This window comes from Pseudacidovorax intermedius, assembly GCF_003350475.1.
Classification (GTDB): domain Bacteria; phylum Pseudomonadota; class Gammaproteobacteria; order Burkholderiales; family Burkholderiaceae_C; genus Xenophilus; species Xenophilus intermedius.
In genome coordinates, this window is sequence record NZ_QQAV01000005.1 from 183,699 (window position 1) to 207,777 (window position 24,079).

The 24,079-nt window shown below is 72.2% G+C and carries 25 protein-coding genes; 6 read left to right on the forward strand and 19 right to left on the reverse strand.

All coding sequences use genetic code 11. The features are described 5' to 3' along the window. Positions 1–2: 2 nt before the first annotated feature. Together DFR41_RS14780 and DFR41_RS14785 are read right to left on the reverse strand one after the other, a co-directional pair. Positions 3–1,073, reverse strand: coding sequence for a mandelate racemase/muconate lactonizing enzyme family protein (locus tag DFR41_RS14780; RefSeq protein ID WP_170159377.1), 1,071 nt, complete (start codon positions 1,071–1,073; stop codon positions 3–5). An 11-nt stretch (positions 1,074–1,084) separates the two neighbouring features. Further along, positions 1,085–2,065 carry a Bug family tripartite tricarboxylate transporter substrate binding protein gene (locus DFR41_RS14785; RefSeq protein ID WP_114803254.1) on the reverse strand — a complete coding sequence of 327 codons (981 nt, stop codon included), beginning with the start codon at positions 2,063–2,065 and terminating at the stop codon, positions 1,085–1,087. A gap of 151 nt (positions 2,066–2,216) precedes the next feature. On the opposite strand from DFR41_RS14785, the gene DFR41_RS14790 reads away from it, so the two are divergent. Then, a complete protein-coding gene (locus tag DFR41_RS14790) occupies positions 2,217–3,173 on the forward strand; it encodes a LysR family transcriptional regulator (protein WP_017759450.1) in 957 nt (318 codons plus the stop codon). 15 nt (positions 3,174–3,188) lie between these two features. Here DFR41_RS14790 and DFR41_RS14795 read toward each other — a convergent pair whose 3' ends face one another. From DFR41_RS14795 to DFR41_RS14805, 3 genes are all read right to left on the reverse strand, one after another. After that, positions 3,189–4,418, reverse strand: a complete 1,230-nt coding sequence (locus DFR41_RS14795; protein WP_244917759.1) for a beta-ketoacyl-[acyl-carrier-protein] synthase family protein — start codon at positions 4,416–4,418, stop codon at positions 3,189–3,191. 96 nt (positions 4,419–4,514) lie between these two features. Continuing rightward, complete coding sequence (locus DFR41_RS14800) at positions 4,515–4,799, reverse strand: acyl carrier protein (RefSeq protein ID WP_017759844.1); 285 nt, start codon at positions 4,797–4,799, stop codon at positions 4,515–4,517. Between the two features lie 3 nt (positions 4,800–4,802). Further along, positions 4,803–5,642: an alpha/beta hydrolase gene (locus DFR41_RS14805; RefSeq protein ID WP_114803256.1), complete on the reverse strand. Its 840-nt coding sequence runs from the start codon at positions 5,640–5,642 to the stop codon at positions 4,803–4,805. Positions 5,643–5,819: 177 nt separating this feature from the next. Between DFR41_RS14805 and DFR41_RS14810 the strand changes: the two genes are divergently transcribed. The 5 genes from DFR41_RS14810 (at position 5,820) to DFR41_RS14830 (ending at position 11,022) form a co-directional block, all read left to right on the forward strand. Then, on the forward strand, positions 5,820–6,494 hold the full coding sequence (locus DFR41_RS14810; protein ID WP_114803257.1) for a response regulator transcription factor: 675 nt from the start codon (positions 5,820–5,822) through the stop codon (positions 6,492–6,494). Continuing rightward, a complete protein-coding gene (locus tag DFR41_RS14815) occupies positions 6,491–7,912 on the forward strand; it encodes an ATP-binding protein (RefSeq protein WP_342354301.1) in 1,422 nt (473 codons plus the stop codon). Before DFR41_RS14810 ends, DFR41_RS14815 begins: the two co-directional genes overlap by 4 nt. Before the next feature lie 17 nt (positions 7,913–7,929). Beyond that, positions 7,930–9,135: a LysR family transcriptional regulator gene (locus DFR41_RS14820; protein WP_114803258.1), complete on the forward strand. Its 1,206-nt coding sequence runs from the start codon at positions 7,930–7,932 to the stop codon at positions 9,133–9,135. Between the two features lie 101 nt (positions 9,136–9,236). Continuing rightward, a complete protein-coding gene (locus tag DFR41_RS14825) occupies positions 9,237–10,253 on the forward strand; it encodes a Bug family tripartite tricarboxylate transporter substrate binding protein (protein WP_114803259.1) in 1,017 nt (338 codons plus the stop codon). A 13-nt stretch (positions 10,254–10,266) separates the two neighbouring features. Beyond that, the gene (locus tag DFR41_RS14830) at positions 10,267–11,022 is read left to right on the forward strand and encodes an alpha/beta fold hydrolase (protein ID WP_114803260.1); all 756 of its coding nucleotides are present in this window, start codon (positions 10,267–10,269) and stop codon (positions 11,020–11,022) included. Between the two features lie 23 nt (positions 11,023–11,045). Here DFR41_RS14830 and DFR41_RS14835 read toward each other — a convergent pair whose 3' ends face one another. The 14 genes from DFR41_RS14835 to DFR41_RS14900 form a co-directional block, all read right to left on the reverse strand. Beyond that, the gene (locus tag DFR41_RS14835; protein WP_114803261.1) at positions 11,046–12,401 is read right to left on the reverse strand and encodes a sensor histidine kinase; all 1,356 of its coding nucleotides are present in this window, start codon (positions 12,399–12,401) and stop codon (positions 11,046–11,048) included. Continuing rightward, on the reverse strand, positions 12,401–13,861 hold the full coding sequence (locus tag DFR41_RS14840; protein ID WP_114803262.1) for a nickel-dependent hydrogenase large subunit: 1,461 nt from the start codon (positions 13,859–13,861) through the stop codon (positions 12,401–12,403). Before DFR41_RS14840 ends, DFR41_RS14835 begins: the two co-directional genes overlap by 1 nt. Next, a complete protein-coding gene (locus DFR41_RS14845) occupies positions 13,858–14,871 on the reverse strand; it encodes an NADH-quinone oxidoreductase subunit B family protein (protein ID WP_280525160.1) in 1,014 nt (337 codons plus the stop codon). The genes DFR41_RS14840 and DFR41_RS14845 overlap by 4 nt, the downstream gene beginning before the upstream one ends. Positions 14,872–14,882: 11 nt before the next feature. Next, positions 14,883–16,337 (reverse strand): sigma-54-dependent transcriptional regulator, encoded by a 1,455-nt coding sequence (locus tag DFR41_RS14850; protein WP_114803263.1) that lies wholly within the window; start codon positions 16,335–16,337, stop codon positions 14,883–14,885. 139 nt (positions 16,338–16,476) lie between these two features. Next, positions 16,477–17,472, reverse strand: coding sequence for a hydrogenase expression/formation protein HypE (hypE, locus tag DFR41_RS14855; RefSeq protein ID WP_114803376.1), 996 nt, complete (start codon positions 17,470–17,472; stop codon positions 16,477–16,479). A gap of 59 nt (positions 17,473–17,531) precedes the next feature. Continuing rightward, the gene (hypD, locus tag DFR41_RS14860) at positions 17,532–18,680 is read right to left on the reverse strand and encodes a hydrogenase formation protein HypD (RefSeq protein WP_017759977.1); all 1,149 of its coding nucleotides are present in this window, start codon (positions 18,678–18,680) and stop codon (positions 17,532–17,534) included. Between the two features lies 1 nt (position 18,681). Beyond that, positions 18,682–18,909, reverse strand: a complete 228-nt coding sequence (locus tag DFR41_RS14865) for a HypC/HybG/HupF family hydrogenase formation chaperone (RefSeq protein ID WP_114803264.1) — start codon at positions 18,907–18,909, stop codon at positions 18,682–18,684. Further along, complete coding sequence (locus DFR41_RS14870) at positions 18,900–20,021, reverse strand: Kae1-like domain-containing protein (protein WP_114803265.1); 1,122 nt, start codon at positions 20,019–20,021, stop codon at positions 18,900–18,902. The genes DFR41_RS14865 and DFR41_RS14870 overlap by 10 nt, the downstream gene beginning before the upstream one ends. Then, a complete protein-coding gene (gene hypB, locus DFR41_RS14875) occupies positions 20,021–20,974 on the reverse strand; it encodes a hydrogenase nickel incorporation protein HypB (RefSeq protein WP_114803266.1) in 954 nt (317 codons plus the stop codon). The genes DFR41_RS14870 and hypB overlap by 1 nt, the downstream gene beginning before the upstream one ends. 10 nt (positions 20,975–20,984) lie before the next feature. Further along, positions 20,985–21,329 carry a hydrogenase maturation nickel metallochaperone HypA/HybF gene (locus tag DFR41_RS14880; RefSeq protein WP_114803267.1) on the reverse strand — a complete coding sequence of 115 codons (345 nt, stop codon included), beginning with the start codon at positions 21,327–21,329 and terminating at the stop codon, positions 20,985–20,987. Beyond that, positions 21,322–22,437 carry a hydrogenase formation protein gene (locus DFR41_RS14885; RefSeq protein ID WP_114803268.1) on the reverse strand — a complete coding sequence of 372 codons (1,116 nt, stop codon included), beginning with the start codon at positions 22,435–22,437 and terminating at the stop codon, positions 21,322–21,324. The genes DFR41_RS14880 and DFR41_RS14885 overlap by 8 nt, the downstream gene beginning before the upstream one ends. Beyond that, entirely contained in the window at positions 22,434–22,913 is a 480-nt protein-coding gene (gene hybE, locus DFR41_RS14890; protein ID WP_114803269.1) for a [NiFe]-hydrogenase assembly chaperone HybE, read from the reverse strand. The genes DFR41_RS14885 and hybE overlap by 4 nt, the downstream gene beginning before the upstream one ends. Further along, positions 22,910–23,122 (reverse strand): rubredoxin, encoded by a 213-nt coding sequence (locus tag DFR41_RS14895; protein WP_114803270.1) that lies wholly within the window; start codon positions 23,120–23,122, stop codon positions 22,910–22,912. Before DFR41_RS14895 ends, hybE begins: the two co-directional genes overlap by 4 nt. Positions 23,123–23,207: 85 nt before the next feature. Beyond that, positions 23,208–24,074 (reverse strand): hydrogenase expression/formation protein, encoded by an 867-nt coding sequence (locus tag DFR41_RS14900; protein WP_114803271.1) that lies wholly within the window; start codon positions 24,072–24,074, stop codon positions 23,208–23,210. Between the last annotated feature and the right edge of the window lie 5 nt (positions 24,075–24,079).

The window sequence follows — 24,079 nt, forward strand, 5'->3', positions numbered from 1 at the left end:
GTTCAACGGGGCTTGTAGGTGACGCCGCAGCCTGGGCCGGGCGGCAATCGAAGCTGGCCGTGTTGCACCGGCAGCGGTGTGAAGGGGTCGTCCTTGAGGTGCAGGTGTTCCGACAGCTCGCAGGCATAGGGCAGGCGCCGAACGACGCTCGCGGCCTGCAGGGCCATGGCCTGGAGCAGCGACGGACCGAAGGCGGCACCGACGCGGCAGCCCACCTCGCCCGCCTCGCACAGGCGCACCGCCTGCACAAAGCGCCGGATGCCGCCCAGATTGGTGACCTTGAGGTTGATGACGTCCACGGCCCGCTCGGCCACCAGCCTGAACACGTCACGCACGCTCTGCGCGCTCTCGTCGGCCTCGATGGCCACCGGCAGCGTGCGCGTGAGCAGTGCCAGGCCGGCGAAGTCGGCGGCGGGCACCGGCTGCTCGATCAGGGCGATGTCGTAGCGCTCCATGCGACGGAAGGCCGCGATCATCTGCTTGGCGTTGTACGACTGGTTGGGGTCCAGGGTCAGGGCGACGGCGTCGCCCGCGGCGGCGCGGACGGCGGCGATCCGTTGCACGTCCAGGTCGGTGTCGCCCGAGAGCTTGAGCTTGAGCTGCCCGTAGCCTTCGGCCGCCAATCGGCCCGCCTGGGCGGCCATCTCGTCGGGCGCCTTGATCGGCAGGATGCGCGACAGCGGCACCGCATCGCGCAGCTTGCCGCCGAGCAGCACGTGCACCGGCACGCCCAGGCGGCGCGCCAACAGGTCGTGCAGCGCCATGTCGATGGCGGCCTTCACCGTCGGCTGGTAGGCGAGCAGCGCGTCGATCTCTTCCATGGTGCCGGCGAGGTCGTCCACGGCACGGCCCACCAGGCGTGGCGCCAGGAAGGCAAGCCCGGCCTGAGCTCCTGCGCCGTGCGTGGAGATGGCCGGGATGGCATGGCAATAGCCCATGCCTTCGTTTCCGTCCTCGTCCTGCAGGCGCAGCACCTGCCCTTCGAGGGACGGAACCTGGGCGCGCGCGAACTTCCATTGCGGGTCTGCCAGCGCCTGGGTGCAGGGCTCGACGGTGGCGGCGACGATCTTCATCGGGCCGCTGCTCATTGAATCGTGATCTTGGCCTTGGCGATGACGTCCCGCCACTTTTCCGACTCGGCCTGCATCAGCTGCTGGTACTCGCTGCCGGTGGAAGTCATCGGCAATGCGCCCTGCAGCAGGTACTGCTGCCGGGTGTCGGACGCATCGACGGCGGCGATGAAGGCGTCGCGCAGCTTCGCCGCGATGGGCGCGGGCACGCCCTTGGGCGCCACGATGCCGTAGGTGGTCTCCATCACCACGCCGGGCAGCCCCTTCTCGGCCGTGGTCGGCACGTTCGGCAGTTGCGGGGCGCGGCTCTTGGAGGCCACCGCCAGCGCCTTGAGCGAACCGCTGTTGACGTGCGCAAGCACCGGCAGCAGGTCGACCATGGCCACGTCGACCTCGCCGCCCAGCAGGCCGGTGATGGCGGGTGCCGCGCCCTTGTAAGGCACATGCAGCAGGCTGACGCCCGCCTGGTCGTCGAAGATCTCCATGCCGATGTGCGGCGTGGTGCCGGGGCCGGCCGAGCTGTAGCTCAGCTTGCCCGGCGCCGCCTTGGCCTTCTTGACCAGGGCGTCCAGCGAGTCGATGCCCGACTTGGTGTTGACCACGAGCACGCTGGGAATGCGGGCCACGAGCGTGAGGTACTGCAGGTCGCCGAGCGTGTACGGCGCCTTCATGAGGTTGGGCATGCCGACCAGCGGGCCCGGCGCGACCAGAGCGAAGGTGTAGCCATCGGGCGTGGCCTTGGCCGTCGCGTCGACGCCGATGGTGCCGCCGGCACCCGCGCGGTTGTCCACCACCACGGGCTGGCCCAGGCGGGCGCCCACCTTGGTGGCGAGCAGGCGGGCGATGGCGTCGGTGGGCCCGCCCGCGGCATAGGGGACGATCAGCTTGATGGGCCGGGCCGGCCAGTCCTCGGCATGGACGGCAGGGCTGGAAGCGAGGCTGCAGGCGAGTGCCAGGGCGGCAGTCGCGCGATACGAGGGACGGCCTTGGCCCATGATGCTTGTCTCCTTGGATTGGCTCTGCAGGCAGTCTAGGAGGCACCCTCTTCGCGAGCTATGCACCGATCGTGCAAGGCTGTTATGCGGGCGCGAACAAGCGGGTCGATGCGCTGCTCAAGGCGCGAAGGCCGTCCCATAATCGCCGCCCATGCACAAGCCTAGAGCCACCGACTTTGCGCTGGACATCGCCGCGGACCTGCAGAAATGGCGCTCCTTCGTGGCCATCGGCGAGCTCGGCAGCCTCACGCGGGCCGCGCTTTTCCTGGACAGCAACCAGTCCTTCCTGAGTCGCCAGGTCAATGCGCTGGAGCGCGAATGCGGCACGCGGCTCTTCAACCGCACGGGCCGTGGCGTGGAGCTGTCGGAGGCGGGACAACGCCTGTTTCCCCAGGTCAAGGACTTGCTGGAGCGCGCCCAGGCGCTGGAGCACGACATCCGCGCCGACCTGCGCGAGCCCGTGGGCACCGTGACGCTGGGCAGCCTGCCCTCCATCGGCACCATCCTCACGGGCCGCCTCTTCTCGGCCGTGCGTGCGCGCCTGCCGGGCGTGAGCCTCAAGGTGCTGGAGGGCTCCAGCGGCCAGGTGGAGGAATGGCTCACCGACGCGCGTGTCGACATCGCCATCCTCTACCGCTATGCCCCCACGCTGCCCGAAGGGGAGGAAGCGCTCGCGACGGTGGACAGCTACCTGATCGGCCCGCGCGACGACCGGCTCACGGCGAATGGACAGGTTCCGTTCGCGAGCCTCGATGGGTTGCCCTTCATCCTGCCCAGCGCGCCCAACGGGCTGCGCACGGCGCTCGATGCCGGCGCGCGGCATGCGCGCATCGCGCTGGCGCCGGTGATCGAGGCGGATTCACTGCCGCTGCAGAAGCAGCTCACGGCCCAGGAAGGGCTCTACACGGTGCTGCCGCTGCACGCCGTGTGGCAGGAGGTGCAGGAGGGCAGGCTGCAGGCGGCGCGCATCGTCGAGCCGCCTTTCCAGCGCACCGTGGCGATGGCCTTCTCGCGCGCGAAGGGGCCTTCGAGCGCAGTGACCGCGGTGACCGGGCACATCGTTCGCATCGTCGGCGAAATGGCGGCCCAGGGCATGTGGCGCTCCTGAGGCCGCAGGGACCCGCTAACCCACCCGGCTCGCAATCAGCACCGCATTCGTCCCGCCGAACGCGAAGGCGTTGGACATCACATGCCGGATGCCGCCGGCCGCGCGCGGGGCCAGGCCATGCACCAGGTCCACGCCCAGAGCGGCATCGGGCGCGGTGGCGCTGGCGGGCAGCTGGCCCAGGTCCATGGCGCGCAGGGCGCACAGCAGTTCGATGGCGCCACCGCCACCCATGATGTGACCGTGCAGCGTCTTGGTGGCGCTCACCGGCACGCCGCGCGCGCCGAAGATCTCTGCCAGCGTGGCGGCCTCGGCCGCGTCGCCGGCCACCGTGCCGGTGCCGTGCGCGTTCACATGGCCGATGTCGCCGGCCGCGAGGCCGGCATCCGCCAGCGCGGCCCGCACCGCGCGCACCTGGCCGTCGCTGTTCGGATTGCTGATGTGCACCGCATCGCAGCTGGTGCCGTAGCCCGCCAGCAGCGCGCGGACGTCCACGCCGCGCCGTTCGGCCGAGGCCACCGATTCGATGATGACCGCGCCCGCGCCTTCGCCCAGCGCGAAGCCGGCCCGGTCGGCCGAGAAGGGGCGGCAGGTGTGGGCCGCATGCGCCTCCAGCGGCGCCAGCACGCGCATGGCCTGCCAGCTGGCGATGACGCCCGGCGTCAGCAGTGCCTCGTGCCCACCCGCGATGGCCACGTCCACCCAGCCGCCGCGCACGGCCCGCATGGCCTCGCCGATGGCCACCGCCGACGAGGCGCATGCGCAGGCGTAGCCCACGGCCGAGGCGCGTGCGCCGAAGGCCAGCGCCAGCTCGGCCACGGCCGCATTGGGCATGGTCGTCAGCACCGTGGTGGGCCGCAGGCGGCGCTTGCGGCCGTAGAGCTGCTCGGTGGACTGGTCGAAGCTGCTCGCGCCGCCCATGCCCGTGCCCCAGAACACGCCCAGGCGCTCGGGCGACGGCTGGCGGCTGCTCTCGAACAGGCGCGACTGCTCCGCCGCCTCGAAGGCGGCGCTCAGGGCCATCGCCGTGCCGCGATCGAGCGTCACGCCCGAAGGGGCGCGGCTCTTGCGCTCGTCGAACTCGCTGCAGGCCGCCACGCCGACGGTGAAGCGCTCCACCCCGTCGATGACGACTTCGCGCGCCGCAATGGCGCACTGGTTGGCGGCCAGCGCCCGGTCCAGCGCCTGGACGCTGGTGCCCAGCGGGCTGACCAGGCCCAGGCCGGTGATGGCGACGGGCGTGCTCACAGCGTCACCTCGGCCCGGCAGGCGGCAAGGGCGTTCACTGGACTACCCTCCGCGCAAGGCGCTCCGGGATTCGCGCTTGGGAGCGGCCCGGCGCGCTCATGCGTGGGCCGGCGTGGCGCCGCCGGTCTGCTGCTGCTGTGCCATGTGCGCGTCGATGGCGTCGCACAGGTCACCGAGGGTGATGCCGGCTTCGCGCGGGTCCAGGCGCTCTTCCGGCAGGCGCAGCTTGAGCGCGTCCTCGACCGAGAAGATGAATTCCATCAGCGCCAGGGAATCGAGGCCGAGGTCGGCCAGCGGCACCTCGGGGCGCAGCAGCGCGGGGTCGCAGCGGTGCTCTTCCTGGGCGATGCGGGCGATGGTCTGGAAGGTGGTCGACGGCATGGATCAGCTTTGGTTGGAGGTGGAAGGAGCGCGGCCCTCGGCCACGGCGCGGGCGAACTCGATCGTCTCCTCGGCCACCTGGCGGCGGTCGTTGTCGATCGAGATCATGTGGTAGCTGTTCTCGAGCACCACCGTGTGCAGCGGTGCGTGCTTGAGGCCATGGGCCAGCAGGTCGATGTTGGACAGGCTGGCCACCTCGTCTTCGCGGGCGTGCAGGGCCAGCACGGGGCAGCGCACGCGGTCGAGGCTGCGGCGCACGGCGCGGCGCAGGCGGTCGTACTCGCGCAGATGGGCCACGCCGATGGCGGCGCAGCCGGCGCGGGAGATCTGGCGGTCCTTGAGCTCCTGCACGATCCACTCGCGCACGCGCTGGTTCTTGACGCCGTAGGGCGCGCGCTCGCGGTACCGCCACAGGCGGCCCAGCGGCGTGTACAGGGCCAGCGGCAGCAGCCAGCGGCTGCGGCCCACGCTCCAGCCGTCCATGCGCAGCGTGGTGGACATCAGCACCACGCCGGCCGCGGCCTGCCCCAGCCGGGCCACGGCCGCCAGGGCCAGTGCCGCGCCGGCCGAGATGCCGGCCAGCAGCACCGTGCCGTACTGCTGCCTGAGCTGCGCGAACTCGGCGCAGACCCGGTCCACCCACTGGTCGAAGCCGGTGGTGCGCTGGCCATCGGCATCGAAGGAATAGCCCGCGATGTGGGGCGCACTCACGTGCCAGCCGCTTCGGCGCAGCGAGGACTGCAGGTGCAGCAGTTCGTCGGACGTGCTGCACAGGCCCGGCAGCAGCAGCACGGCGCCGCGCACGGAAGGGGCGGCAGCGTCGGACAGGAAGGAAACGGTCATCGTCGGCTCCACGGACTCCTGCCTCGTGCGGGCGGACCATCCGTTCATTGGGAGCGCAGGTTACGCAGCCGTGCCTGAAGAAAGTCCCAAGAAATCCTGAAGAGTTCTTCAGGCGAAAAACCGGCCTGCAAAGGCATACTGCCTGCCCCATGTGCCCGCCTTCTTTGCCCACGCCCGATGCGCATCCTCCTGGTTGAAGACGACCGCAAGGCCGCCCGCGTGCTGGCGCGCGGCCTGCAGGAGGAGGGCTTCGTGGTCGACGTGGTCCATTCGGCCGAAGAGGCGGACGAGGAAGCCTTCGTCACCTCCTACGGCCTCATCGTGCTCGACCGCATGCTGCCCGGCCAGGACGGCCTGGGCTGGTGCCGCGCCCTGCGCGAGCGCGGCGTGACCACGCCCGTGCTCATGCTCACGGCCCGCGATGCATTGGTGGACCGCGTGGAGGGCCTCAACCTCGGCGCCGACGACTACCTGACCAAGCCCTTCGCCTTCGACGAACTGCTGGCCCGTGCGCGGGCCCTGCTGCGCCGCTCGGACCTGGCCCGGCCCTCGGTGCTGGTGGTGGGCGCGCTGCGGCTCGATCCGCTCAGCCATGCCCTCACCGGCCACGGGCAGCCCATCGACCTCACGCAGAAGGAGTTCGCGCTGCTGCACATCCTGATGCGGCATCCGGGCGAGGTGGTGAGCCGGGCCCGCATCGCTGAGCAGATCTGGAAGGACGACCTGCTCGCCATCGACAACCTCATCGACGTGCACATGGGCAACCTGCGGCGCAAGCTGGAGGGCATTGCCGACCCTTCCATCGTCACCGTGCGTGGGCGCGGCTTCCGGCTGGACGTGGGGGCCGCATGAAGCCCGTGAGCATGCTGAGCTTCCGCCGGCGCCTGGCCATGGTGCACTTCGCCGTCGTCTCGCTGGTGATGGCGGTGGTGGCGGCCGTGGGCATCTGGGCCTTCTCGACCGACCTGCGCGGCGACCTGGACGACGCCATCCTGGCGCTGGCCGAGCTGGAGTCCGGCATGTTGGCCGTGGCCGAGCCGGGCACGCCCGCCGTCGTGCACGAGGCCGCGCGCAACCGGGGGCCTTCCTATGCGCGCGTCGACCGCCTGGTGCAGGTGGTGGACAAGGACGGGCAGGTGGTGGCACGCAGCGCCAACATGGGATCGGCCACGCTGCCGGTGCCGGCGGACCTGCGGGCCCAACTGGTCGGCGGCGGCCCGCTCTACGAGGACCTGGAGCGCTTCGCCGGGGAACCCACGCGGGTGGTGTCGGTGCCGGTGCCCAACCGGCCCGACCTGATGGCCGTGCAGGTCGCCGCCTCGCTGGAGGACCTGAACCATGCCGTGGCCAGTGCCGGCGTCATGATGCTGCTGCTGACCGTGGTGCTGATCCTGGCGCTGGGCATCGCGGGCGAGCTGCTCACCCGCCGCGTCTTCAATGCCATCGACGACATCGTGGAGCAGGCGCGCCGCATCGGCCAGCGCAACCTGACCAGCCGGCTGCCGCACCCCGGCGTGCCGGACGAGATCGGGCGGCTGGTCGACACGCTCAACGAGATGCTCGACCGCCTGGAGCGCGGCATCGAGGCGCAACGCAACTTCACGGCCGATGCCTCGCACGAGCTGCGCTCGCCGCTGTCGCGCCTGCGGGCCGAGCTGGAGATCGCGCTGCGCCGCCCGCGCGATACCGCCAGCTATGTGGAGACGCTGCACTCCGCACTCGACGAGGTGGAATCGCTCACCCTGCTGGTGGAGGAGCTGCTGGTGCTGGCCCGGCTCGACGCCGGCCAGGAGCGCGGCGAGATGGAATCGCTGTCGCTGGCCGACCTGGTGCGCGAGACCATGCGGCGCATGGCGCCCGTCGCACGCCAGCGCCAGGTGGTGCTGACGGTGAGCGAAGGTGCCGACGTGCAGGCCGTGTCGGCCCGCGTGCCGGTGCAGCTCGCACTGACCAACCTGATCGACAACGCCATCAAGTACTCGCCGCAGGGTGGTGCCGTCAACGTGAGCCTGCTGGCCGATGCGACGGCCCGCGAGGCCATCGTGCGCGTGACGGACGACGGCCCCGGCATCGAGCCCAGCGACCTGCCGCACCTGTTCGAGCGCTTCTACCGCGGCGCCCGCGCCCGCGAGGCGGCGGCCGGCCTGGGCCTGGGCCTGTCGCTGGCGCAGGCCGTGATGCATGCCCACGGCGCGCGGCTGGAGGCGGGCAATGCGCCGGGCGGCGGGGCGCGCTTCGACCTGCGGCTGCCGATGGTGGCGGCCGCCTGAGTACGTCCGCGGCCGCCATGGTCCCTGCGGAGGCCGCCCTGCCGACGCTGCGGTCCTTGCGCGCGGCCATGGCGGTGGCCGCGCATGGCAGCACGACCGCCGCGGCCGGGGCGCTGCACCTGTCGCAGCCCACCGTGGCGCGGGCCATCGCGCAGATGGAAGTGGCACTGGGCCTGCGCCTCTTCGAACGCAGCCGCCAGGGCATGCGGCCGACCGCGCAGGGCGCGCCGCTCTTCGCGCGCATGCGCGAGACGCTGGCCCACCTCGCGCGTGCGGATGCCGGGCCCTGGCGGACGGCCGTCGGGGGCGGTCGCCTGGCCGCCCAGGTGAGCGAGCGCCAGCTGGACGTGGTGGCGCTGCTGGCCACCGCCGGCAGCCAGCGGCGCGCGGCGGCGCGGCTGGGCATGGCGCAGGCCTCGGTGCAGCAGGCACTGGCGCAGGTGGAACACCTGGCGGGCGAGCCGCTGTTCGACCGCCTCGCGGGCGGCCTGCGTCCCACCAGCCGTGGCGCCTGGGTGGCCTACCATGCGGCGCTGGCGCTGCGCGAGATGCAGGCGCTGGCAGAAGACGCCGCCGCCGCCCGCGGTCGCCTGCGGGGCCGCCTGGCCATCGGCACGCTGCCCTACTCCACCGGCGCCGTGGTCTCCGCAGCGCTGCAGCACGTCAGTGCGCGCTGGCCCGAGCTGCAGCTGTCGGTGGTGGACGGCACCTACGACACGCTGCGCAGCAGCCTGCAGCAGGCGCAGATCGACATCATGGTGGGCGCCTTGCGGCCCCAGGTGCCGGCGGACCTGCGGCAGGTGCAGCTCTTCCACGACCCGCTGGCGTTTCTGGTGCGTGCCGGCCACCCGCTGCTGGCGCGCCGCCGGCTGCGTCTGGCCGACCTGGGGCGCGCCCAATGGGTGCTGCCGATGGCAGGCTCGCCCGCCTGGGAGGCGCTGGTCCGTGCCTTCGATGCCCACGACCTGCCCGCCCCGGCCGGCGTGCACATCAACAGTCCGGCGCTGATCGCCACGCTGCTGCAGCAGAGCGATCGGCTCGCGGTGGCGCCGCCGAGCCAGTGGCATGGAGAGCTTCAGGCCGGGCTGCTCGCGACGCTCCAGGTCGAGCTGCCGCATCCGCCGCGGGCCATCGGCTTCACCGTGCGCACCGGCTTCGCGCCGCCCCCCGCCCTCGCGGCCTTCCAGGAGGCGTTGGCCGCCGCGGCGGCCCCGCGACGGTGACAGGCAGAACGCATGGAAAGGGGCGCACTCGCATGGTTGCGCGCTGCGCTGGAGGGCATCCTGCGACGCTCGGGCTGGAGCCCGCATCGACAGGAGACGACATGATCCCAGGCAACACCGGGCGCACACAGCCGCCCGCACAACCCGGCCGCCGGCGGGCCCTGGCCACGGCGCTGGCAGCCAGCGCCCTGCCCTGGCTGCCATGGGCCGCGCGGGCGCAGTCCGCATCGAAGGGGCCGGTGCGTGTCATCGTGCCGCATCCGCCCGGCGGGCCGGCCGACCAGATTGCGCGGATCACGGCGCAGGGCCTGCAGCAGGCGCTCGGCACGCCCTTCCTGGTCGACAACCGCCCGGGCGGCGGGGGCATGCTCGGTGCCCAGGCCGTGGCCCAGGCGCGGCCCGACGGCGAGACGCTGCTCGTCAACGCCTCGGTGCACGTCACCTATCCCGCGCTGTTCAAGCATGTCGGCTTCGACGTGATCGAGGACTTCGCGCCCATCACGCAGCTCACCCGTGTGCCAATGCTGCTGCTGGTGAATCCGCAGCTGCCGGTGCGCGATGTGCGGGGCCTCATCGCCTATGCCAAGGCGCATCCGGGTGCGCTCTCCTTCGGCTCCTCCGGCAACGCGGGCGCCGCCCATCTGGCGGGCGAACTGCTCAAGCAACTCGCGGGCGTGGACATGGTGCACGTGCCCTACCGGGGTGCCGCACCGGCCCAGACCGACCTCATCGGCGGGCAGATCCAGGTGATGTTCGACTCGGCCTCCTCGTCGATGCAGCAGGTGCGCGCGGGCCGGCTGCGGGCACTGGCCGTGACCTCGCAGGCCCGCATGGCGTTGCTGCCCGACCTGCCCACCATGGTCGAGTCCGGTCTGCCCGGCTATGTGCTGACCAACTGGTACGGGCTGTGGGCGCCGCGCGGCACGCCGGCCGCCGCGGTGCAGCAACTGCAGGCCGCCACGGCCCGGGCGCTGCACACGCCGGAGGTCGAGGCGCAGATCCGCCCGACCGGTGCCGAGGTGGTGGCCAGCACGCCCGAGGAATTCGGCCGCTTCGTGGTGGCCGAGAAGGCGCTGTGGGCCGGCATCGTCCTCAAGTCGGGAGCCAAGCTTGACTGAGGCCGCCGACGCCATGCAGACGCCGGCCCGGCCGGTGCTGCTGCTGATTCCCGGGCTGCTGTGCGACGAGGCCGTGTGGCAGGCGCAGGTGCAGGCCCTGGCACCGGTGGCCGACTGCGTCGTGGCCCGCCATGGCATGGCCGACACCATCGAGGGCATGGCCCGGCAGGCGCTGGCGCTGCTCCCGCCCGGCGCCCACTTCAGCGTGGCCGGCCACAGCATGGGTGGCCGCTGCGCGCTGGAGATCTGGCGCCAGGTGCCCGAGCGCGTGCAGCGCCTCGCGCTGCTGGACACGGGCTACCAGGCGCGCCCCGCCGGCGCGACCGGCGAGGCCGAGGCCGCCCAGCGCATGGCCTTGCTGGCCCTGGCCCGCGCGGAGGGCATGCGCGCCATGGGCCGCCAGTGGGCCTGCGGCATGGTGCACCCGGCGCGTTGGGATTCGCCGGTGTTCGCGCAGATCCTGGACATGATCGAGCGCTTCACGCCCGCGCAGTTCGAGGCGCAGATCCGCGCCCTGCTCCACCGGCCCGAGGCCACCGACCTGCTGGCCCGCATCACGGCGCCGACCCTGCTGCTGTGCGGCCGCGAGGACGGCTGGAGTCCGTTGTCGCGTCACGAGGAGATGCAGCGCCACATTCCGCAGGCGCAGTTGGTGGCGGTGGAGGACTGCGGCCACATGAGCACGATGGAGCAGCCGGAGGCTGTGACGGCCGCGCTGCAACGATGGCTCGATGAACGGCCCTCGCAAATCCAGAGCCGCCCGAAGTAGCCAGGCGCCCGGCAGCGGGCGCGTCAGGCCGCGGGCGCGGCAAGCCGACGCAGCGCGACCTCGAACTGCGCGCCGCCCGCAGCGAGGTTCTGCGCCCGCAACACCCCGCCGTGCTGCTCCACGATCCCGTAGCTGATGGACAGGCCGAGCCCCGTGCCCTTGCCCACGGGCTTGGTCGTGAAGAAGGGCTCGAAGATGTGGGACAGATGGGCCGTGGAGATGCCGGGGCCGTTGTCGGCCACGCGCAGATGCACGTGCTCGTCGGAGCTCACGATCTCGATGCGCACCTCGGGCGCCTGGCCCGGCAACTCGGACGTGGCATCGAGCGCGTTCTGCAGCAGGTTCATGACCACCTGCTGAAGCTGCCCCGCATTGCCGTGCACCCAGCAGGGCGCCTGCGGCTGCCAGTGCAGTGTCAGGCTGCTCGGCGCGCCTTTGGTGACCCAGAGCACGGCGCGGTCCACCACCTCGTTCAGGTCGATGTCCTGCCGGGTTTCGGGGTCGATGGCCGAGAAGCGCTTCAGGCCGTTGACGATGTCGGCGGTGCGTTGCGCGCCCTCCAGCGTGCCTTCGAGCAGCGAGGGCAGGTCGTCCAGGATATGGTCGACGCGCAGCCGGGTCCGCATGGCGCGGAGCTCGTCGGCGTCGCGGCCTTCGTGCGCGGCCTGCAGGTAGTCGCGCAGCCGTTCGCTGTAGCGGCCCAGGGCGTGTACGTTGCCCAGCACAAAGCTGATCGGGTTGTTCAGCTCGTGCGCCACGCCCGCCACCAGGCGCCCCAGCGACGCCATCTTTTCGGAATGCAGCAGCTGCTGCTGCGTGCGCTTGAGCGCCTCGTGGGCGGTGCGCAGTTCCTCGTAGGCGCGGCGGATCTCGGCCGTGGCGCGGGCCACGAGCACGGTGCCCACACGGCGCTGCGAGGCGGCGAAGCGCGGCGTGCAGTTGGCATCCACCGGTACGGCCTCGCCGCCGGCACCCCGCAGGTTCAGTTCGATCGATTCGCCGCGCCGCGTCGGGCTGCGGTTGGCCATCACCGAACGGGCGGCGGCCACGCTGCCGTCGTCGGCCAGCAGGTCGTAGAGCGAGGTACCGCGCAACTGCTGATCGGTGCGACCCACCAGCTCGCACAGCGCGGCATTGGTCTCTTCGATCAGCCCCTGCGCATCGCAGACGACCAGCACGTCCGACATCGCCGACAGCACGCTGAAGATGAACTGCTGCGACTGCTCCAGCTCGGCGTTCTTCTTCTCCAGCTCGATCTCGTCGGTGACCAGCTGGGAATAGACCTCGTCCATCTTCTGGATCACGTCGACCCAGGCAGCGTCGTCCATGCCCTGCGGCGGCAGGGGCGGCGGGGCATCCATGCGGCGGCGTGGGGCCATCAGTGCACCGTGCAGACCATGCAGGGGTCAAAGGAGCGCACGATGTGCTGCACGGCCACCGGCGTGTCCTCGCCGTCCTGCACCGGCGCACCGACCAGGGCCTGCTCCAGGGCGCCCGGTGTGCCGGCGGCGTCGCGCGGCGAGAAGTTCCAGCTGGTGGGCGCCACGATCTGGTAGTTGGCGATGCGGCCGTCGCGCACCGACACCCAGTGGCCCAGCGCGCCCCGGGCCGCCTCGTTCAGGCCCATGCCCTCGCCCTCCGCCGGCAGCCGCGTCGGCACGCAGTACGGCTGGCCGGGCTGCAGCGCCTGCAGCCAGCGCTCGATCTGCGGCACCACGCGCGCCAGCTCCAGCACGCGGGCCAGCACGCGCGTGAACACGGTGCCGCCGTGGCGACCCACGGCGTCGTGCACCAGGGCATGGCCCGCGGCCAGCTGGCGGGCGATGGCCCCGGTCTCCACCACCTGGCCGGCCAGGCGCGGCGCCTTGTTCCAGGTATAGGCACCGGGCTTGTCGGCGTCGGGCTCGGTCATGCCGTCGCTCGGATGGCGGGGGCCGCCGGTCGCCAGCAGCCAGGCGTGCGTGGCGTCCTCGGTGATGGCGGCGGTGTCCAGCGGCTGCAGGGCAGCGTGCGACGCATCCCACAGTCCCGCCGCGAAGCTGTGCCCGCCCTCGGGCTGGGGGTACGCGCCATAGCTCAGGTAGCGCCCCGGGCCGGGACCGAGGCCAGCGAGCGTCGGGTCGCGCATCGCGCTGAGGAAGAGGCGGAAGTCGCCGCGCGCGGGCTGCCCGGCATGCCAGGCCCACAAGGCCGGCTCGTCCGGCAGCGCATCGAAGGACTCCAGCGCCGTGCCGCCGAAGAGTTCGCGTTCCAGGAAGTTTCGGAACTCGCGCACCCGCGCCAGCAGCCGCGTGCGTTCGGCGGGCTCGATGGCGCGCGAGGAGCCCCCCGGCTCCAGGCTCTGCGTGTGCGGCCATTTGCCGGCCAGCGTGCCCAGCAGCTCGAACCAGCGCTGGCGCGCCGCGATGGCCTTGCGCACCTGCTCGCCGTGCCCGGCCGTAAAGCGCTCCATCGCATTGGCATGCCAGGGCCGGCCTGCGTAGGCGGCGCGCGCAAAGTCGGGCATGAAGAACAGGTAGAAGTGCGTCAGGTGGTCGGCCAGGTTCTCGATGGCGAGGATGGTGTTGGTCACGTGGCGGCCGTTGGGCGGCATCGCGACGCCCGCCAGGTCGGCCAGCGCATGGGCTGCGGCGACCGACTGCGAGACCGAGCAGATGCCGCAGATGCGCGGCACATAGACCAGGGCGTCATGCGGCGCCTTGCCCTGCAGGATCTGCTCGAAGCCGCGGTACATCGGCGCATTGACGCGGGCCGAGCGCACCCGGCCATCGGCGACGTCCAGCGTCACTTCCAGGTCGCCTTCGACACGGTTGAAGGGGCCGACGAGCAGGCGCTTCATTTCAGCCTTGTCTTGCGGATGGCCGGCGTGACGACGCGGTGGTCGGCCGTGGCATTGAGCTTGACCCGCTGCGGCGTGGCCGACTTGGACAGCGAGGCCAGCGCCACGAACCAGGCCTTGGGCATGTCGGTGGGCAGGCCGATGGGAATGCCGGCGATCTTCGGCGTCTCGTGGAAGCGATGCCCCGGCTCCTGGAAGCCGGGCTCGGTGCAGGCGATGCAGGCATAGCCGCCGCGCGTGCAGGAACCCTCCCCGTTCCACAGCCGCGTGTTGCAGTCCGCATGCACCTGCGTGCCCTTGCAGCCCATGTGCTCCATCATGCAGCCCAGATCCGAGGGCTTCTCTGCACTGGCCTTGAACTCGTAGAACTCGTTGCGGGTGCAGCCATGGTGGACCAACTGGTCCGCATACAGCCGCGGCCGGCCCAGCGCGTCCAGCGCATCGGCCGTCAACTCGCCCGCGGCCATGGCCATCAGAGTGTCGATCACCCAGCCGGGGTGGGTCGGGCAGCCGGCTACATTGACCACGGGCAGCCCGCCGCGGGACCGGAAGTCGGCGCCCAGCAGGCCGCCGGGGCGGTCGTCTTCGTACTGGAGGCCGCAGGCATCGGTCGGATTGGCGCCGCCCGCCGTGATGCCGCCCCAGGCCGCGCAGCTGCCCATGGCCGCGACCACACCGGCCTGCCCGGCCAGGCGCTGCACCCAGTGGATCATCGGCAGGCCCGTGCCCGCCAGCACATGGAAGCGCCCCGTGCCGTTGGGGCCGCGCAGCAACGCGCCCTCCACGCACAGCGCATCGAGCCGCACGCGCCCGTCCAGCACGTCGTTCAGGATCGCCACCACGTCGGCGCCGGTCTCCAGCGAAAGCGAGGGATGCCACAGCAACCGGATCCCGGCGTCGCGCAGCAGCCCGTGGAAGTCCGTGGTGTCGGCGCACAGCAGCGACATGCTGCAGCCGCCGCAGCCGCCCGACTGCAGCCAAAGCACGTTGAAGGGGTCGGTTCGCGTCACGTCGGTCTCCTTCAATCCTCGAGGCCGAAGCGCTTCATCTTGCCGCGCAGGCCCACGCGCGACAGGCCGAGCTCCAGGGCCGCCCGGGTCTTGTTCCAGTGGTGGCGCAGCAGCGTCTCGCGCAGCAGCATGGCCTCCACGGCATCCAGCCGCTCGGCCAGGGTGCCGCTGGACGGCAGGGCCTGCGCGTGGGCCTGGGTCTGGACACTGCGCCCGGCCTGGCCCCGCAGCACGCGCGACGAGAAGGCGGCGGCGCCCATCTCCTCGCCTTCGCTCAGGGCGACGGCGCGCGAGATCTCGTTGCGCAGCTCACGGATGTTGCCCGGCCACGGATAGGCCAGAAGCGCCGCCATGGCGTCGTCGCCCAGCCGGACCGCGCCGCGGCCGAGCGCAGGCGCGATCTCGGCCAGCAGGCGCCGGGCGATGGGCCCGATGTCGCCGCTGCGCTCGCGCAACGGAGGCACGGTGAAGGTGACGCAGGCGATGCGGTAGTAGAGGTCTTCGCGGAACAGGCCGTCGCGCACGCGCTGCTCCAGGTCGCGGTGGGTTGCGGCGATCACCCGCACGTCCACCGGCACCACGCGCGTCGCACCCACCGGGCGCACCTCGCCTTCCTGCAGCACGCGCAGCAGGCGCAGCTGGAAGGCCGGCGAGGTCTCGCCGATTTCGTCCAGGAAGATCGTGCCGCCATGGGCGCGCTGGAACAGGCCCACGTGGTCTTCGAAGGCGCCCGTGAAGGCGCCCCGCTTGTGGCCGAAGAGTTCCGATTCGAGCAGCGTGTCCGTCAGGGCCGCGCAGTTCTCGACCACGAAGGCGCCCGCGGCGCGCGGACTGGCGTAGTGCATGGCGCGGGCCAGCAGCTCCTTGCCGGTGCCCGATTCGCCCTGCACCAGCACGCTCAGGTCCACGCGGGCAATCCGTTCGGCCAGCGCGCAGACGGCATCCATGGGGCTGCCCGCCAGGCGCTCGATGCGGTCGAAGTCGAAGGTGGCGCGGGCGCGGTCGAGCTTGCGTTCGGCCCGCTGGCGCAGCACCGGCGTGCTGGTGCGCAGCTCCAGGTCGAGCCGGTTCATGTCGCGCTGAAGCGTGCGCGCCTCGGCCGCGTTGCGAACCGTGCCCAGCAGGTGCTGGGGGATCCAGGGCTTGAGGATGTACTGGTAGATGCCGGCGTCGTTGATGCCGGCAATGATGTCCTCGGAATCGGTATAGCCCGAGATGACGATGCGCACCGTGTCGGGCCAGCGCTCGCGCACCTCCTTCAGGAAGGCCACGCCGGTGAGGCCGGGCATGCGCTGGTCGCACAGGATGACGCTCACCTCCTGCCGCTCCAGGTGGACGCGCGCCTGTTCGGCCCCGCTGGCGGTGAGCACCACGAAGTCTTCGTCCAGCGTGCGGCGCAGGGCGTCCTGCGAGCGCACCTCGTCATCGACGACCAGCACGACGGGCAATGGCTGCGCGGGGCTCATACGCGATGGCGGGAGTCGAGACCGAAGAAGTGGTGGTGCATGCGGGGCGTGGATCCTGGCGATGGGGGGGGTGCGCCTTGTGCCTGGCGGCGCGCCGGATTGTGCGACAGGGCCCGGGTGCGCGCCCGTCGCGGCGGGGTCAGCAGATGCGCGGCAGCTGCTCGCCGCTGAGCCAGTCGACGACGCGGCGGCCGCCGAAGCGGGTGGCCATCTGCACGAAGCGGTGCGGGTCTTCCGTGACGCTGCCGATGCGCGCCGCCGCGGTGCCGTGCGGATGCGCGCGCATGGCCGCGAGCACCGCCTCGGCCGCCTCGGGTGCGCAGACGGCCACCAGCTTGCCCTCGTTGGCCACGTAGAGCGGGTCCAGCCCCAGCAGCTCGCAGGCGGCGTCCACCTGCGGCTTGACCGGGATGGCGGCCTCCTCCAGCAGCATGCCCACCCCGGACTGGCGGGCGATCTCGTTCAGCGTCGTCGCCAGGCCGCCGCGCGTGGGGTCGCGCAGCGCTCGCACGCCGCCCGGCGCCGCGGCCAGCATGTCGGCCACCAGACCATGCAGCGCGGCGGAGTCGGACTCGATGGTCGTCTCGAACTCCAGCGACTCGCGCTGGGACATCACGGCCACGCCATGGTCGCCGATGGTGCCGGACAGCAGGACCACGTCGCCCGGCCGGGCGTTCGAGCCGGACACGTCCACGCCTGCCGGCACCACGCCGATGCCGGTCGTGCTGATGAACACGCCGTCGCCCTTGCCCTGCTCCACCACCTTGGTGTCGCCGGTGATGACGGGCACGCCCGCCTCCCGGGCGGCGGCGGCCATGGCGTCGACCACGCGCTTGAGCTCGGCCAGGGCAAAGCCCTCTTCGAGGATGAAGCTGGCCGAGAGGTACAGCGGCCGGGCGCCGCACATGGCCACGTCGTTGATCGTGCCGTGCACGGCCAGCGAGCCCAGGTCGCCACCGGGAAAGAAGAGCGGCGAGACCACATGGGCGTCGGTGGCCATCACCATGCGGGCGCCCACCGGGATGGCGAAGGCCGCGCCGTCGTTGCCCTGGGCCAGCCATTCGTTGGCCAGCGCCGCCTGGAACAGCTCCTCGATGAGCTGGGCCGACGCCCGTCCGCCTGCGCCGTGGCTCATGTCCACCCGGCCATGGCGGATGTCCAGCGGGCGGATGTAGCCCTTCTTGGTCGGGGCGCTCACGCGACGGCCTCCACGTGCACCGGAATGTCCCGGAAGCGCCCGTACGAGTAATGCGCCGCGCAGGCGCCCTCGGACGACACCATGCACGAGCCCACCGGGTTCTCGGGCGTGCAGACGGTGCCGAAGATCCTGCAGTCGGTCGGCTTCTTCACGCCCCGCAGGATCGCCCCGCATTCGCAGGCCTTGTTGTCGGGCACCGCGCGGTAGTCCAGGCCGAAGCGCCGCTCGGCGTCGAACTCGGCATAGGCTGGCCGGATCTTCAACGCGCTGTGCGGCACCTCGCCCAGGCCGCGCCACTCGAAGCTCGGCCGCAGCTCCAGCACCTCGTCGACCAGTGCCTGCGCATGGCGGTTGCCTTCGCGGGTGACGGCGCGGGTGAACTCGTTCTCCACCTCCGCACGGCCGTCATTGACCTGGCGCACGAGCATCAGCACGGCCTGCATCACGTCCAGCGGCTCGAAGCCGGCGATGACCACCGGCTTGCGGTAGGCCGCGGCGAAGGGCTCGTAGGGCGCCGAGCCGATGACGATGCTCACGTGTGCCGGGCCGACGAAGCCGTCCAGCGGGACGGTGCCGTACTGGCGCACCTCGGGCGATTCGAGGATGTGGGTGATGGCCGCCGGCGTCAGCACATGGCAGCACAGCACGCTGAAGTTCTTCAGCCCCTCGTCGCGGGCGCGCTGGAGGGTCAGCGCCGTTGGCGGGGTGGTGGTCTCGAAGCCGATGGCGAAGAAGACCACCTCGCGGCCCGGCTCGCGGCGCGCGATCTCCAGCGCATCGGCGCCGGAATAGACCATGCGGATGTCGCCGCCCCGCGCCTTGGCCCGCACGAGCGACAGGCCGTCCGAGGCGGGCACGCGCATGGTGTCGCCGTAGGTGCAGACGATGGCGCCGCGTTCCAGTGCCAGCTGGATGGCCAGGTCGATGCGTCCGATGGGCAGCACGCACACCGGGCAGCCCGGGCCATGCACCATGCGCACGTTGGCCGGCAGCAGCTCGGCGACGCCGTAACGCGAGATGGCATGCGTGTGGCCGCCGCAGAACTCCATGAAGCTGTACTGCCGGTCGGGCAGCGCCTCGGCCTGCAGCCGGTCGGCGATCTTGCGGGCGATGTCGCCATCGCGGAACTCGTCGATGTACTTCATGTCACTGGGCCTCCTGCGCGGCGAGTTCGCCGAACATGCGCAGCGTGCGCTCGGCCTCCTCCGGGTCGATCCGGCCGATGGCGTGGCCGACATGGACGATCACGTAGTCGCCCACCACCACCTCGGGCACGAGGGCGATGGAGATCTGCTTGCGGATGCCGCCGAGCTCGACGAGGGCCTGTGCGCCCGGGCGGATCTCGATCAGACGGGTGGGAATGGCTAGGCACATGGGGCGGCCTCGGTCAGGGTTGCCAGTTGGCGGGCGGCGACCCAGGCCTGGCCCAGGGATAGGCCGGCGTCGCCGCAGTTCGTGGATCGCGGCGCCAGCACACGCAGGCCGTGCGACGCGAGCCGCCCGGTCACGTGCGTTGCCAGCACCGCGTTGAAGAAGCAGCCGCCGCCGAGGCAGACGGTGCGCACGCCGGTCTCGCGCGCCGCGGCCGCCGCCCAGTCGGCGAGGGCATGGGCCAGCGACAGGTGGAACCAGGCCGCCGCCTCGGGCGCCGCAGGGCCGTCGAGCGGGTGGGCAAGCAGGTGGCCGAGCAGCGGTCGCAGGTCCAGGTGCTGCAGGGCCTGGGGATCGACGAGGTCTTCTCGGGGCCGCACCTCGGCCTGCGCCATGTGCTGCGCCGCGAGCTTTTCCAGCGCCATGGCCGCCTCGGCCTCGTGCGCCTGCCTGACGCTCAGGCCGAGCGCACCCGCGGCGGCGTCGAACCAGCGGCCGGCACTGCTGGTGACGGGACAGTTCAGCCCCGCGGCCAGCATGCGCTGCACGGCCTTGGCGGCCGGCGCGCCGACGACGGGCGCGAAGCGCGCCTCGATCTCGCCGCCGCGCCCCAGGGCCTGCAGGGCCGAGGCCGCCATGCGCCAGGGTTCGCGCGCAGCCACATCGCCGCCGGGCAGCTGCAGCGGCCACAGCCGCCCGATGCGGCGCCATTCACGCGGCGCCACCCACAGCAGCTCGCCGCCCCAGGCCGTGCCGTCGGTGCCCAGGCCGACGCCGTCGAGGGCCAGGCCAAGGACGGGTTCCTCCAGGCCATGGTCGGCCATGACGACACCGATGTGGGCATGGTGATGCTGCACGGGCACGGCAGGCACGCCCCAGGCGGCGGCCAGCTCGACGGCCAGGCGGGTGCTGAAGAAGTCGGGGTGCAGGTCGTGCGCGACGCCGGCCAGGGGCCGGCGCGATTCGGCTGCCAGGCGCCGCACCGAGGCGTCCAGCGCGCGGCAGGCCTCGGGGTCGCCGAGGTCGCCGTGCACGGGCGACCACCGGGCGCCGGCGCCGTCGAGCAGGCAGGCCGCGTTCTTCAGCCAGGCGCCCAAGGCGAGCACGGCCGGCATCAGCTTTCCAGCGCGGCGCGGGCCTGGGCCAGCTCGGCCTCGAGTGCGGCGACACGGGCGCGCAGCGCATGCGGGCTGGCGTCCCGGGGCGCCGTCCATTCGAGCAGCCAGTCGAGCCAGGCATCCATGCCCTGCCCCGTCGTGGCCGACAGCTGCAGCACCTGCAGCGTCGGGTTGACGCGCCGGGCCATGTCGATGCAGCGCTGCACGTCGAAGCGCAGGTGCGGCAGCAGGTCCACCTTGTTGAGCACCATCAGCTCGGCGGCGGCGAACATGTCGGGGTACTTCAGCGGCTTGTCCTCGCCCTCGGTGACCGACAGAACGACCACTTTGGCGGCCTCGCCCAGGTCCCACAGCGCCGGGCAGACGAGGTTGCCGACGTTCTCGATGAAGAGCAGGCTGCCGGCCGCCTCGCCATGGCCGTGGTGGTGGTGATCGTGGCTGTGCAGCTGGCCGAAGGCCTCGGCCACCATCGGTGCATCGAGGTGGCAGCCCTTGCCGGTGTTGACCTGCACGGCCGGTGCGCCGGTGGCGCGGATGCGGTCGGCGTCGAAGCTGGTCTGCTGGTCGCCTTCGATGACGGCCACGTCCACGTGCGGTGTGCGGCTCTTGAGCGCCTCGATGGTGGCGCACAGCAGGGTGGTCTTGCCCGAACCGGGGCTGGACAGCAGATTGAGTGCCGTCACGCCATGGGCCTGGAAGTGGCCGCGGTTCTGCCGGGCGATGCGGCGGTTCTCGCCGAGGATGTCGGCCTCCAGCTTGACCGTGCGGGCCTGGCTCATGCCCGGCACCGACACGCGCGCCGCGCCGGCACCGAAATGCAGGTCGCCATGCTTCGGGTCCACGTGGACATGGTCGTGATCGTGGCCGTGATCATGGCCTTCTTCGTGCCCATGGCCGTGGGCCTGGGTCGCTCCGTCGCCGCCGTCGGCGCATCCGCACACCACACACATCGTCGTCTCCTCAATCGTCTACCAACAGGTCCAGCACCCGCAGCTCGGTCCCGTCCGTGGGCTGGAGCTGATGGCTGCCGCAGTGCGGGCAAGGGTCGCCGCGCCGGGCCAGCGGCACGGTCGCGGCGCAGGGCAGGCACCAGGCCTGGCCATCGGTTTCTTCGATGGCGATCTCGGCGCCCTGCAGAACGGTGCCGGGGGCGATGGCCTCCAGCGCAAAGCGCAGGGCCCGCACCTCGACGCCGGCCAGCCGCCCGGCTTCCAACCGCAGCACGGTCACGCGCCCGAAGGCCTCGCGCTGCGCGGCGTCTTCCACGAGCTTCAGGATGCCTCCGGCAAGGCTGGCTTCATGCATGGGCGCGTTCCTCTTGCGTGGGCTGCGCCTCGACCTCGAAGCGCACGCAGGGATCGTAAGCCGCCACCAGCGCCGCGATGCGACGCTGCGCCAGGGCGCCCTGCGCCGGATGCAGCTGCTCCAGTGCCGTGGCGACGGGGCCGTGGGCGTGGAAGTTCCATTCCGTCGGCGCGAGCACCTGGTAGGCGGCCACGCGCCCCGCCTCGTCCAGGATGACGTGGTGGACGAGCAGGCCGCGCGCCATCTCCGCCCACGCCAGCCCTTCGCCGGGCCCGACCTGGCGCGCGCCGAAGGCCAGCCAGCCGGTGCCGCTGCGGCCCGATTCGTCGGGCAGGCTCAGCCGCACCAGCTCCGCGATGCGCGCGCCCAGCCGCTGCCAGGGCGTCGCCGGCATGGGACGGGCGGCGTCGTTCACGCGGGTCCAGCTGCCGGTTTCGGCCTCATGGTCCTGCCAGCGCGGCTGGCGGGTGAAGCTGGGCGTGTCGCGCAGGCTGGCGGCGAGCTGGTGCAGCGATGCGACGTCGGCATGCACGTGCAGCGGTGCGGCCGCGCTTACCGGCCAGTCGGCGGCCAGGCGTGCGTCGCGCGCCAGCGCGGGCAACCAGCCCGGGCTGCCCTCGCTCCAGTCGGCCCACCAGCCGGGCGAGGATTCCCAGCCGCGCAGCCAGTCGGCGGGCGGCATGGCCAGCAGATGCTGCTGCAGCCACAGGCGGGTGTCGCCCGGGTCGGCGTCTCGCACGCGCAGGGATGGGCACACCTGCAGCGACCGGGTCGCGCCGGGCGCTGCGGCGGGCGACAGCGCGGCAGGCCAGTCCAGGCAAATGCGGCGCACGTGCTCGCACAGCGTCTCGTGCTGCAGCGTGCGGGCCGCCGCGGCATCGACGGGTGCGTCGCCGTGCTGTGCCGCCTGCAAAGCCATCTGCGCGTCCAGCCGGTGGGCGTGGCCGCACAGGCTGTAGAGACTGGCGAGGAGCCCCGGCACCTCGGCCGGCGCCTTGCCCTGCGTCAGTTTGCCGGCCCAGTCGGGCCGGTCGTTGCGCAGGTTCTGCGGCCGAGGCGCACCCGGCCGCAGCCGCAGCACACCGGCCAGGCGGTCCAGGCCGCTCACGGCCTTGCCTCGACGGCCGAGCGGCCGAGCAGGAAGCCGCGGCGCCCTTTCGAGACCGCCGCGGCGGGTGGCCGCAACGCGTCCAGCACCGCCCGCGCGGTCGCGCGGGCCTGGGCCTGGTCGGCGAACTCGAACATGGGCGAGGCGAGGGAGCAGGCTTCGTAGGCGCCCAGACCGGCCTCGCAGGCGCCGATGAATTCGAAGCGCGTGGTGCCGACCGCTCGCACGCGCGCCTGCCCCACCCGGTCGGTCCGTGCGTCGGGCTGCAGCGGCAGCCACACGAGGTTCATGAACCAGGGCGTCAGCAGCACCCCCAACGCGGCCGGCGTCTCGGGCGGCTCGACCGGCACGGGCTCGAAGCCCACGGCCTCGACCTGCAGCGCGGCATGGAGCACCGGCACGCCCGCCATGCGGGTGCGCTCGACATGGCGGAACAGCGCCACCAGCGCCTGCACGCGCGCCGCCAGGTCGCTCATGGCGCCAGCACCATGAACTGGTCGGGATCGCCATCGCACTGGGGGCAGCGCCACCAGGCCGGCAGGTCGGCGAAGGCGGTGCCGGGCGGCACCTGCCAGACCTCGTCGCCCAGCGCCGGGTCGTAGACCCACCAGCAGATCTTGCATTCGAGCCGCGCCTCGGCCCGCAGGCGCGCGGCGTCGCCCAGGTAGCTGCCCTCGAAGCTCATGCCCGCCCCTCGCCCGCCACCACGGCGGTCAATTCCCTGAGGCGATGCGTGGCGGCCCGGGAGCGGCCCGGCGCCCGGCACGCCCTCATGCCTGCTCCACCCACGCCAGCACCTCCTTCAGGCGCTCCAGCGAGTCCTCGAGGTCTTCGGCGGCCGCCTGGGCCACCTCGGGCAGTTCGCTGATCTCGACGGTGTTGAGGATGACCACGTCCTGCGAGTTGTAGTAGACGACCCGCCAGGTGTGGGGCCGCAGCGTGTTGGTGATGCGGCAGTTGCCGTAGCCGCGCGACAGGATCAGCACGCGCCCGGTGCCCAGGTGGTGGTCGAGGAAGCCGATGTCCTCCACCGACATGGGCAGCAGCGTGAGGTTGACCACATGCGCCGCCTGGCCCGGGCGCCAGACGCGCCATTGGTCTTCGATCTCGGCGAGCAGGGCCGGCGCGTTCTGCACGTTGGGCGGCAGCGCGCCCTGCCAGCGGGGCACGACTGGGTCGACGTCCTGGCGGGCCACCTGCTTGAGCACCTCGGGGATGGCGCCGAGCTCGATGGCATCGGACACCACGCGGCCATCGGCCGTGGTCACCACGCGCCAGACGCCGGCGAACACGGCCTCCTGCACCTGCACGGCCAGCCCGGCCTCACCGGCGGGGTGCACGACGGCGCTGACCTCGCCCTCGCCCAGCACCTGGTTGACCAGCGCGAGGTCGGCCGCGTCCAGACCGGCCAGGTCGACCTGGCGCGTGCCGGCGCCCTGGCAGACGGCCTCCAGCTGGGCCAGCGCCTCTCGCAGCGCCGCATGCGCGCGCTCGCGGCCGGCGAGTTGTTCGGGTTCAGGCAGCAACGGCGCGCGGAAGGTCTCCATGCCCTGGGGCATGGGCATGTAGTGGAGCACCTCGTCCTCGACCTGGCTGCCGGGGCCGATGCTGCGCACGGGGATGGGGAAGTCTTTCATGGGGT